Raw genomic sequence first — 13,044 nt, 5'->3', positions numbered from 1 at the left:
GATTGTTATGAAACTGTCGATAGACTAAAATTGTTACAAATCCAACAATAATAACCTCCCCCCTGAGCAAAGTATTATGAAATTACTTAAAACACAGTTTGTTACAAGCTTTTTGTTACTACTATTAATGGTAATGCCATTAAGTGCTAAAGCTGCTGCCAGTTTAGGTGTTGCTAAAAAAGCAGATGCAACCGGAAGAGACATTTCATTTGTTATTACAATTGAAAACTTAGGTGATGAAGTATTATCAGACTTAACTTTAACGGATGATTTAGATGCTGCATTTGGTGCTGGTAATTATTCTATTACGAGCATGCCAAACTTAGTTTCTGGTTCTGGTATTACATTTAATGCAGCCTATGATGGTTCAGGGGATGTTCAAGTAATTGACTCTGGCTCTTTAGCGGTTGGTGAATTAGTAAAAATTGGCTTTGGTGTATCAATTGATACACCAGTTGATTTAGGCAGTGGATTAGGTATTTATAGCAACCAAGCGTCTGTAACTGCAAATTCTGGATCTGTAACTGATGTTTCAGATTGGGGAGATGACCCAGATCCAAATGGCAATGGTGATGCAACAGAGTCTGGGGAAAATGATCCTACTGAAGTAAGCATTTTTGATAACCCGATTGTAGGTGTTTCCTTAACCGCAGCTGTTTCGGGGACGCAAGTAACATTTGACTACTTCATTGAGAACTTAGGTAATGCAACACTTTCTGAGTTAACTTTAACAAATGATTTAGATAATGTATTTGGAGCTGGAAATTATACTGTTATTTCTGCCCCAAGTTTTATTCAAAACTCAGGTGCAATAACACTTAACTCCGTGTTCGATGGTAGTGCAAATCAAAACATCATTAACACTTCATCATCACTAAATATTGGTGCGTTATCTCAAATACGTTTGGTGGTTGATGTAACCACAACAATAGATAAGGGTATGGGTGATGGTGTTTACGCAATTCAAGCGCAAGCTCAAGGTCAATCATATTATGGTAAAGTGAGTACAGACCTTTCGAGCAATAGTAATGAACCCTCTCAATCTATTAATGAAAATACAGTTTTCACTATTGGGGAATCAGCGGTAATTGGTGTTGCGCTTACCTCAAGTGTTACGGGAAATACCGTAACCTATGATTATTATTTAGAGAATTTGGGCAATGTTGACCTACAAGACCTCGACTTAGTGAATAATCTAAATACTGTGTTCGGTGCTGGTAATTACTATATATCACAAACGCCTAGCTTTATTGATAACCCTGGTAGTATTACCTTAAACGAAAATTTTGACGGTAATTTTAATACAAACCTCATTTCTGTTGGCACATTAGCGACAGCAGATACTGCACAAATAAGAATAGATGTTGAATTGCTAGCTATATCAGATCAAGGTTCGGGCGAAGGCATTTATCAAAATCAAGCCAGTATTTCAGCTCAGTCATCAGGTGGCGCACTAACAAATGATTTGTCCGATTCAGGCACTGATCCCGACCCGAATGGTAATGGCGACCCTACCGAATCAGGTGAAAATGATGTAACCCAGTCAATTATTACTGAAGAAACGTTAATTGGTATTTCACTTGATTACGGTATTTCAGTTGTTGGTGGGCTTAATTATATTGATTTAATTTATACGGTTGAAAACCATGGCAATACAACCGTTTCAAACATCACTATACAATCTAATTTAAATAATGTATTTGGTGCAGGTAATTATTCTCATGTGTTAGACCCATCTGAAGTCTCAGGGGCGGGGACATTTAACTTTAATGCAGCATATAACGGTAATACTAATACGGCCTTGCTTAACGCTGGCAGCACATTAGCCCCTTCTGAAAAGGTAATATTTAAAACACAGTCAAGAATTGTTACTTTGAGCGATCAAGGAAATGGTTTAGGTGTTTACCAACATCAAGTAACGTTAAACGCTACAGGCCCAGATGTTAATCCAGTATCAGATGTATCGGTAAGTGGCGATACTCCAGATGAAAATGGTAATGGTGATCCAACTGATGATGCGTCTGTAACAACGATTGATACAAATATAAGTAGACAAGTTGGTTTAGCCATTGATGTCGCTGTAGTAGGCAACCAAGTTACTTTAGATTACTACATTGAGAATTTTGGTAATGCAGATGCGAGTGGATTTTCATTAACAAATTCTTTAGACACAATTTTTGGCGCGGGTAATTACACGTTCAACTCGTTTAACTTAATTGATGATCCAACAACGCTTGACCTGAACGCTGCATTTGATGGCTCATTTGATCATGAAATGCTAGATACATCAGGAAGTTTAGCGGCAGGTGATACCGCGCAATTACAAGTTGTTGTAACCATAAATAAAGTGGTTAATGTAGGTCTTGGACTTGGCAATTACTCTACACAACTTACTTTAAATGCTCTGAATGTAAATAGCCCTGTATCTGATTTATCTGATTTTGGTACTGATGCAGACCCAAATGGAAATTCAGACCCAACAGAAGCCGGAGAAAATGATGCAACGACTTTTACTCTTGGAGGGTTAGGTTTAGTTGGTGCAGCACTTGATGTGACTACAACAGCAAATCAGGCTACTTTTGATATTTATCTTGAAAACTTCACTGCTGATAGTGCGCTGAATTTAGCGTTGCCGGTTGACTTAGATGCAATATTTGGCAGCGGTAACTACAATATCAACCAACTCGTTTTTATTAGTGACCCTGGCACAATCACCTTAAATAATGGCTCTTTTGATGGAACAAATGATACTGCGCTAATATCTGCAAACTCATCATTAGCAGGCAATGCAACAGCGCAAATACGACTAGTTGTCGATATTACAAATAAAGCTGACAACTTTGACCTTGGCGTAGGCGCATATCAAGCACAGTTTGAAATTTCGACAACCAGCGCTAGCAATATCACTACTTCTGATTTAACGGATTCATCAACTGATCCTGATGACAACGCGAATGGTGACCCTAGTGATGTTGGTGAAGATGATTTAACGTCATTCACAGTAGGTGATACTGGCGTGGTAGGTGTTGCTATGAGAGCTGAAGTATCAGGAACTACTGTTACCTATACGTTAAAAGTCGAAAACTTTAGTGACACTACTATCAATAATATCTCAATCAAAAAACCTTTGAATGGCGTTTTTGGTTCAGGAAATTACTCAGTTTTAACACAGCCTTCATACATTAGCGGTGAGCAAACATTATCACTAAGCCCACAATTCTTTGGATTTAATGTTTTTGATTCATTAGTACTCGGAGGAAGTTTAGCACCGAACTCTTATTCTGAATTTAAGTTTTCAGTTTCAGTTAATACGGTTACAGATCAAGGTAATGGTTTTGGTGTATATCATTCTCAAGTTACAGTTAATGCAAGTGATATAAATGGAACTGCAATTTCAGACGCGTCTGATGATGGCTTTGATCCAGACCCTAATGGTAATAACTCTCCTGGTGATACAGGTGAGGATGATCAAACAATTGCAATTATTGGTGACGAAGCGAATATTGGTATAAGTACAACTGCCAGCGCTGTTGGAAATTTAGTTACATTTGACTACTACATCGAAAACTTCGGTGGCAGTACACTTGATAGCTTTGCCTTTGAGCAAGATTTAGATTCAGTATTTGGTGCTGGCAATTACTCTATCGATACAGCGTTAGCTTTTGTTGATGATCCAGGAACATTGACTTTAAATGGCGGATTTGATGGCAGCGGCGACAAGTCAATAATTACAACTGGAAATCTATTAACCACCGATACTGCTCAAATTCGTTTAGTTGTATCGGTTGATACACTCAGTGATGTGGGTAATGGCTTTGGTAGTTATTCAAATCAGGTATCAATTTCAGCGCAAGCACCACTAGGCAGCCCAACAGAAGATGTATCTGATGATGGTGTAGATCCTGACCCTGACGGCGATGGCAACCCGAGAGGTACTAATGAATCTGACGTTACCAGCTTTGTAATTTCCAATGCTGTTATAGGTAGTGCACTTGATATCAAAGTGGAAGCAGGTATTGCTACTTTAGAATATTACCTAGAAAACCTTGGTAATGGTGTTTCTATCGATGAACTATCTCTTGTGCATTCTTTAGATGCACTATTTGGGAGTGGTAATTATTCAATTATTTCTGGCCCTGTAATTGTAGGTGAGCAGAGAAATGTTGTTGTAAATGAAGCTTATGATGGGTCAGGTAATACAGAACTATTAGATACTGCTAGCTCTATCGCAGCAGGCGAAACGCATCAAATACAAGTGGTAGCTAGCATTAACAATGTAATCAATAATGGGACTTACACCACATCGGTCACTGTTAATGGCAGAGATCCATTAGATGCACCAATCAGTGATACGTCAGACATGGGCACTGACCCTGATTCAGATGGCAATAAAATAGCAGATGAAGCAGGTAATAATGACCCAACCACTTTTGGTGTTCCATTGATCACTAGTACAAACTTATCAGCACTGGGTGCTACAGGTAACTCAGGCATTTACATTGTTGGCGATACGCTTATTGCAACTTGGGATAATACGGCGTCAGGTGACAATAATGCATTAACTGTTCAGTCAGTTGTATTTGACTTTTCTGCTTTTGGTGGTAGCAATGTCGTTCCTGCAATTAATAGTGGTGATAAGTGGCAGGCGAGCATGACTATTGTTGAAGATGGTGGCGGTGTGATTGAGCAAGGAGGGCTAAACTTCTCGGCTTTAGTTACCCTGAACACTGGTGATTCAAATCAATTGAGCAGCGTAGTTAATTTAAGTATTGATAATAATTCGCCAGTTATCTCGGGTGTGAGCATTCCAAACCAAACCTTTAAAGTGGGTGATTCGATCCCAGTTTCAATTAGCATCACAGATTTAAGTGCTAATTTAATAAGTGGTTTAGTGAACTCAGTTTCAGTAACAAACTTTATGAGTCTAGGTGCGGGTTCTTATTCTGCAGATTATTTGGTTCAAGAAGGCGATAATGATGTTATCGCATTGAACGATGTGCCTGTATTTTTCTCAGTAACAGATAATGCCGGTAATGCAAGCGCAACTTATACTACTGCAATCTCGCAAAATGCCGACAATATAGATGCGAATACACCAACCGGTCATTCAATCATTTTTGACTCTACTGTTAATCTAACTAACCAAAATAGTGCAGCTCTCAGCTTTGCTAATGTGGAAGTGGGTACAAGTTATAGTATAACTGTAAGTTCTTCTGGTGGAGCAACAACGGAAGTTGTTACAGGTTCAGTTTCTTCATCCAGTCAACAAGTTAGTGGCATTGATTTAAGTAATGTTGATGATGGTACCTTAACTGCTAGTGCTATTATTACGGATAGTGCTGGTAATATTGCAACGCCTGTAACTAACACGATCATAAAAGATACTTCTGCTCCGACTGTTGATATTTCAATACCAACAGTAGATCAAAACTCAGCGTTCTTAGCCACAATTACATTTAGCGAGTCAGTAACAGGTTTTGTCGAAAGCGATATCACAGTTGCAAATGCAACATTGTCAGGTTTTTCAGGCTCAGGAGCAAGTTATATCGTAACTGTAACGCCTGATAGTGATGGGGTGGTTACTTTAGATGTAGCAGCTGCAAGTGCACAAGATGTAAATGGCAATGATAATTCAGCAGCTTCACAAGTTAGTGTTAAGTATGACGCTACAGCCCCAACCACAACAATTACATTCCCTAGTGTAACTCAAATTGCTGCATTTACTGCCACGATAGAGTTTAGTGAAGCTGTTACAGGCTTTACGCAATCGGATATCAGTGTTGTTAATGCTACTTTATCCGGCTTTGCTGGGACTGGTGGTTCATACTCAGTAACGGTTACACCAACAAGTAATGGCTCTGTCACTATGAATGTAGCTGGTGGTATAGCACAAGATTCTGCAGGTAATAATAATACTGCTGCGTCAGAAGTGAGTGTAGAGTTTGATGGTACATCACCAACAACAACAATTGTTGTTCCTAGCGCACCACAGAACTCATCTTTCACAGCAACAATTACTTTTGGAGAGTCAGTTACAGGCTTTATTCAATCAGACATTATAGCATCGAATGCTACTCTTTCTAATTTTGCTGGTTCAGGTAACACCTATACAGTTACAGTAATGCCTACAATAGATGGATTAGTTACACTAAATGTTGGGGCTGGAGTAGCCCAAGATAGTTCTGGTAATTCTAATACAGCAGCTCAAGCTGCTAGTGTGGAATTTGATGGCACTTTACCCACTGTTGAATTAACTACCCCAAGCACAATAGTTAATTCTGATTTTGAAGTGGTAATTACATTTAATGAAGACGTAACAGGCTTAACTACAAGTGAGTTTGATGTAACCAATGGTAATATCAAATCTCTTCAAGTATTAACTGCTAGCTCTTATAAAGTATTAGTACATCCTTTAGTTAAAGGTGAGGTATCAGTTGTTCTGAAAGCTGGCTCGGTTCGGGATGGCGCTGGAAATACAAACCTAGCATCTAACAAAGTTACCGTTGAATATAATAGCGATACTGTGTCTGTAACAATAGATGCTCCTTCAAAAGCGAATAATAAATTTGAAGTGAGTATTAGCTTTAATGACAATGTTTCAGGTTTTGATATTTCTGATATTCAAGCGGAAAATGCAACATTAAGTAATTTTTTAAAGATTTCTTCAACTAACTATACTGTGGATGTTGCCGGTAATTCTTTAGGGAAAATTCAGCTTTCGATCCCTGAAAATGTTGTACTTGATGACTACGGTAATGGCAATAATGCATCGCAATTAGTTGAAGTTGAATTTGATAATATTAAACCTCAAGTTACCTCATTAGAACCACAAAAGTTAAGAGAAGATGTTTCTGTCGAAACTGATTTTTCTATAACTTTCGATGAATCTATAGAATTAGGTAGCGGTACAATTTCTCTTAAAAATACCAATGATAACTCGTTGGTTATGGCTACTCGTTACGAGGTTTTAAATAACAAGCTGATTTTTGAATTTACTGATTTCCTAAAGGTAAATACAAAATATCAATTGATTGTAGAAGAAGGGGTGGTTGTTGATTTATTTGGCAATAATTCAGGGCAAGTTTTTGACTGGTTTTTCACCGTTGGAAATAGTGCGCCAATTGCAGTTAATGATAGTGGATTAACTAAAGAGGATACGGCTTTATTGATTGATATAGTGGCCAATGATAAGGATGTAGATAGTGAATTAGATCTTTCTTCAATTGAAATATCAAGTGCAGTTAATGGGGTTGTGACGATTAAAGATAATGGTGTGGTCGAGTACTTACCAAACTCTGATTACTATGGCTCTGATAGTTTTACTTATACAATTGCAGATGCTTCAGGAGCTAGATCAAATCAAGCTGTTGTTTCAATTGAAATAACAAGCGTTAATGATGCTCCAGTATTTACTTCAACACCGCAACTAAATGCTAGTGTTTTTAGTACGTACAAATACGAAGTAGAAGTTTCGGATATAGATTCAGAAGAATTATCCGTTTCTTTAATTAAATCACCTGATTGGTTAGTATTGAATGAGCAAGTGCTAGAGGGGAATGTCCCATTGAGTGCTCTTGATCAATCTTTTGATATCCTACTTGAAGTATCTGATGGCGATTTAATTAAACAGCAAGAATTCACATTATCAGTTGTTGACTTCGATGAATCGTCTATTTCGATTACTCAAGGTGTTAATGTATCTCCGATATTGATAAAGGAAATATTTGAACTTAAAGTCTTAGTTAGTAACTCATCAAAACAGAATGTTTTAGTTGACCAAATGTTAGTTAAAATATCTGGAGCAGAAGTTTTATCTTTACCAAATGAATGTTCAGAAAATGCTGATGGGTATTTGTGTAAGGTGGGCTCTAATTTAGGCGCTGAAAAGTCTTTCGAGATTATCTTTAAATTGAACAGTGAATCATCTGGTGAATTAAATAGTTCAGTTGAATTATTTTATAATGAACAGCTTTCTAAGCAAGATACCTTTGTTCAAGCAATCGTTGAAGATGTCTCTGATGAGAAAGGTAACACTATTCCACTTTCTGATGTTAATAGTTTTGCTCTTGCGGATTTCAACAGCGATGGTTTAATTGATATCGCCTTTGCAGCTGACAAAAACAGTGCTGTATTTGTAAACCAAGGTGCAGGTAAATATGAGTTGGCTGCATCTTTCTTAACCAATATAAATGTTAAACATATTGCAGTTGCTGACTTTAATAATGATAACTTCCTTGATATTGCATTTGCGACAGAAGACGCTAAAGGCTCAGGTGTCGTATTTAATGATGGCAACTTATCATTTGTTGAGTCTGAAGTTATTTCATTAATTCCAAGCCAGTGGGTTTTTGCATTTGATATTAATGCCGATTCTCTTCAAGATATTATCCTTCTAGATGATTCGGAAACTGGTATCAGTATTATTAAGCAGCCCTTTGAAGCTAATTCTTTGTTTTCGATTTCTGAAAGAGAACTAGCTTTTGAAAAACAAGTCTCGTTTAATGACCTTGCATTTGGTGATTTAAATAATGATGGGTTGGTGGATTTAATTCTTGCGAAAGATAATTGTCCTGTCGAAATATGGTATCAAACAGCTACTGGCAAGTTTGAAACTCAGCAATTAGAGCTTTTCAATGCATCTAAGGTGAAATTGTTTGACTTGAATGCTGATGGTTTATTGGAGATCGTAGCAATTACTCAGCAAGGGCTGGAAATATTGGATTTAGCAACTCAGAACTTACAGCTAGTTTCATCTGTAAATTACCTAGCATTTGATATTGCACACTTACTAGGTAATGAGGCGCCTGAATTTGTATTGATCTCAAATGACGGTATGGTGTCTATTTTCGAACTGACATCTAATGGATATAAAGCATTGCCGATCGTATTTGAAACTGAAAGTGGTCAAAGTATTGCTGTGAAGGATGTCGATTTAGATGGTGATTTAGATCTAATAATTACATCTTCAAGTGGTAACAATGAGATCCGTTTTAATCAAGGGAATGGTCTTTTTGGTGAGCAAACTACTGACCTTATGTTAGAACAAGTATTTGCAAGTAATTCCCTAGAATTAGGTGACTCAGCTGAGTGGGAACTTATGGTATCCAATGTAGGTTTGGCTGAAGGTAAAAATGTTCAAATTATTGTTCAATTATCTAATGTCACAGTTTCAATGATCAACTCTGATTCTCTTACATGTGGACAAATAGAAAGTAGTATCACTTGTAAACTTTCAGATGTCTTAGAACCAGAAGGGTTAGCCAGTGTTATATTGACTGTTAATTTTAATTCTATTGGTACTGCAAAAATAGATGCATTAGTAATTAATGATAGGGTTGATGATAATAATTCGAATGATTTCGTAACAACTGAAGTTACTGTTGTTGCCAAACCAGTTGTTACAAAACCTGAGAAAAAGAAATCTTCTGGTGCGTTTGGATGGATTTTACTATTTTCTTTATTGTTAGTTATAACTCGTAAATATAGAAAATATCATTATTAAATCATACACTATCCTCAGTAATTGGGAGGATAGTGATTGAAAGTTTTACACATAGGGAAGTTTTACTTCCCTTTTTTTGGCGGTATAGAAAAAGTCACACAAGATTTGGTTGAATCAAAAGAATATCAAACGAAAGTTTCAACAATGGTTCTTGCACATCAGGAAGATGCATTTGTTCCAACCAGATATGAAGAGTTTAATAACGTTGAAATTAGAAAGGTAAAATGCATAGGTCGCATGATATATGCCCCAATAGCACCGTTTTTTTTACATGAATTAAATAAAGCGATAAATGACTTTTCACCAGATATTATTCATATTCATTTACCAAATTTATCGGCGTTTGCTTGTCTGTTTTCTTCTAAGGCTAAAAGGATTCCTTGGATAATACACTGGCATGCTGATGTTTTGGGTAATGTTCCTGATAAAAAAGTGAAATTATTTTACCCAATTTATAGACTTTTTGAGAGGCAGTTATTATCTCGAGCTAAAAAAGTTGTAGTAACATCACCACCATACCTTGCTCATAGTGAAAGTTTAAAGTCCTACGAAAATAAATGCGTAATAATTCCCATTGGTCTTAAAGATAAAGTGGGTACATATAGCGTTAATATTTCTCTAAACAAATCACACTTAGATTTATTAATGATAGGTCGCTTAACTTATTATAAAGGCCACGAGTTATTAATTAGAGCTTTAGCTTTGTTGCCTCCTTATTTTAATGTCACATTGAGTATAATAGGGAAAGGTGAATTACAGGTGCCACTTCAAACATTAGTTGATGAATTATCAATAAATGACAGGATTCGATTCTTGGGGAGCGTTGATGATAATGTGTTAAATCACTATTTAATTAATACTGATTTGTTATGTTTACCATCGATTGAAAAAACCGAAGCTTTCGGCGTGGTTCTTCTTGAAGCCGCAATGAATAGTAAACCATCTTTAGTCACAGATGTTTTAGGAAGCGGAATGTCTTGGGTAGTTCAGGACAATAATACTGGGTATGTAGTCCCAAATAATAATGTTGAAGCACTAGCAAAACAGATATCTTATATATATTCAAATAAAGAGGAGCTAAATTCATTCGGGAAAAATGCAAGATGTCGATTTGAACAAGTTTTTTCCATTAATAAAGTTGCTGAAAATTTTGTGACCTTATATGAGAGTTGTCTTGAATGAAGCACTACCTTTATAAGTAGTTATCATTTAAACTCACATGCTAGACCTCTAACTTAAGTTAATCATGTTAATAGTTATTCCTGCGCACAACGAACAAGATACAATTCAAGATGTAATTTGTGATTTAAATGAATATGGTTTTTACGATATCTTAGTTGTTGATGATGCAAGTACTGATGATACAGCTAAGTTAGCCAAAGCTAAGGGAGTGAAGGTTATGTCATTACCTTATAATCTAGGTGCTTGGAAGGCAACGCAGGCGGGTGTTAGATATGCAAATGAGCAAGGTTATAATGGTCTTATTACTTTCGATGCAGACAAACAACATCAAGCTAGTCAATTAGCTCTTTTATTAAAGCATCAAGAAGCGAGTGCAGCAAATTTAGTAATAGGTTCATGCCCATCAAGAGGCTCTTTTTCAAGGCGAGTAGCTTGGTCAATGTTTCGTTTTTTATCTGGCGTTAAAGTTACGGATTTGACTTCAGGGCTTCGCTTGTATGATCGTAATGCCATACAGGTGCTTAGTAGGCAAGAAGCTTCTCTCTTGGAATATCAAGATGTGGGTGTGTTGTTGATGCTTAAAACATTTAATATATCTAAATCTGAAATATACGTAGAGATGAAAAAACGAGAATCAGGAATTTCACGTATTTTCTATTCATGGTGGGCTGTTATTTACTATATGGGTTACACAACGATGTTGTGTTTAAGCAAAATAGCAAAAAAAGCGCATTTATTATCAAATTAAAGTACTTAAAAAATTATTAAATGGAAATTTATCAATATTTTACAGCTGTGTCGGCAACAGTTTTCTTTGCATTTGTAATTGTTTTAATTCGCAGAGATTCTATTTTAATGGGGGCTGCATTTAGATGGTTGATTCTAGCATTAGCCATTTTATCTTTAGGTATTTATCCCAAGTTAGCAGATGTAATTGCTCATTGGTTTGGTATAGCTTACTCGCCTATATTACCTGTTATTTTAGCGTGTTTGATTTTAATGCTTAAAGCTCTAATAGCAGATATTGAAAGGGCTAAAACACAAGTGAAACTTGATAGGATTGCACAGAAATTAGCTGCTGTCGAAATGGATCTTAAACAGATGAAAAATAAAAAATAATACTTCTAGAGCAATAATCTATTAGATTCTTAATCTGCACAGATATACATGGTTTATTCGAAAGTATTCATTGCATGAGATACTCCATTGTCATTTTTGTAATTCATGCTTACCATCCATTAATGTTTTTACATATAAATTGAAGTGATTTTAGTATTTACAAGCTTTAAAACTCTAATTGGTGTAAGAGTTTAAAAAATTCCCAAAAGTTATTTGGCAAGCAACTTATCTTTTGGGAAAATTGTGAAATTTATAATTCCAATTGGAACTGGAACAATGAACTACGACGTTTTTAACGGTGATGCCGATGGCATTATCGCTCTTCTTCAATTGCAGCTTGCAAACCCTACTGAAAGTAAAAAAATTACCGGTGTAAAACGCGATATTCAATTGCTCAAGCAGGCAGATGCAAAAGCAGGTGATAATATTCGCGTGCTTGATATCTCAATGGAAAAAAACATTGAATCGCTTAATAAGTGTTTAGATGTTGGTGCAAATGTCTTTTATGTCGACCATCATCGCGCAGGTGATATTCCGCAAAATGATAAACTAAAAGCCCATATTGATTTGGATGCTAATACTTGTACGAGTTTAATTGTTAGTAATTTACTCGATAAGCAATTTCATCTTTGGGCTATTACTGCGGCGTACGGTGATAATATGATTGCCACCGCAGATGCAGAGGCTGATAAACTAGGCTTATCTCAAAAGCAAAAAGATAACTTAAAAGCGTTAGGTATTTACATCAATTACAACGGCTATGGTAGTGCTGTTGAGGATTTACATTTCCACCCAGCTGCGCTTTTTGAAATGTTGCTGGCTTATGCATCACCATTAGCGTTAATTGAACAAAAAGATTCCATTTTTTATCAGCTTGAAGCGTTATACAAAGCAGATATGGCAAAAGCACAAGCGGCTGAAGTATTGTTTGAGAACAATGCTGTAAAAGTTATTTTGCTTGAAGATGCAGCTTGGGCAAGGCGTGTTAGCGGTGTTTTAGGCAATGAGCTTGCTAATCAATCACCTGATAAAGCCCATGCTGTACTCACTTATCATAAAGACTCAGGCTATACTGTGAGTATTAGGGCACCATTAAACAATAAACAAGGTGCAGATCATGTAGTAACCCAATTTGCAACGGGTGGTGGGCGAGCAGCAGCAGCTGGCATAAATCAATTGGCTGAAAACGAACTAACTCGCTTTTATCAAGTATTTGGCGATTACTACTCATAAAGTTTTAA

The 13,044-nt window shown here is 36.5% G+C and carries 5 protein-coding genes; all 5 read left to right on the top strand.

Annotated elements, in window-relative coordinates:
- The first annotated feature begins 76 nt into the window (after nt 1-76).
- Complete coding sequence (locus AAEU29_RS07830) at nt 77-9,502, top strand: Ig-like domain-containing protein (RefSeq protein WP_421972782.1); 9,426 nt, start codon at nt 77-79, stop codon at nt 9,500-9,502.
- 36 nt (nt 9,503-9,538) lie between these two features.
- Entirely contained in the window at nt 9,539-10,684 is a 1,146-nt protein-coding gene (locus AAEU29_RS07825) for a glycosyltransferase (protein WP_421972781.1), read from the top strand.
- 64 nt (nt 10,685-10,748) lie between these two features.
- The gene (locus AAEU29_RS07820) at nt 10,749-11,432 is read left to right on the top strand and encodes a glycosyltransferase family 2 protein (RefSeq protein ID WP_421972780.1); all 684 of its coding nucleotides are present in this window, start codon (nt 10,749-10,751) and stop codon (nt 11,430-11,432) included.
- Nucleotides 11,433-11,452: 20 nt separating this feature from the next.
- Nucleotides 11,453-11,803 (top strand): DUF2304 domain-containing protein, encoded by a 351-nt coding sequence (locus tag AAEU29_RS07815; RefSeq protein ID WP_421972779.1) that lies wholly within the window; start codon nt 11,453-11,455, stop codon nt 11,801-11,803.
- A 276-nt stretch (nt 11,804-12,079) separates the two neighbouring features.
- Entirely contained in the window at nt 12,080-13,036 is a 957-nt protein-coding gene (locus AAEU29_RS07810) for a DHH family phosphoesterase (RefSeq protein ID WP_421972811.1), read from the top strand.
- The last annotated feature ends 8 nt before the right edge of the window (nt 13,037-13,044 follow it).

It is taken from the genome of Pseudoalteromonas aquimarina (genome assembly GCF_049257255.1).
Classification (GTDB): Bacteria; Pseudomonadota; Gammaproteobacteria; order Enterobacterales; family Alteromonadaceae; genus Pseudoalteromonas.
This window is presented reverse-complemented; position numbering and strand designations above follow the sequence as displayed.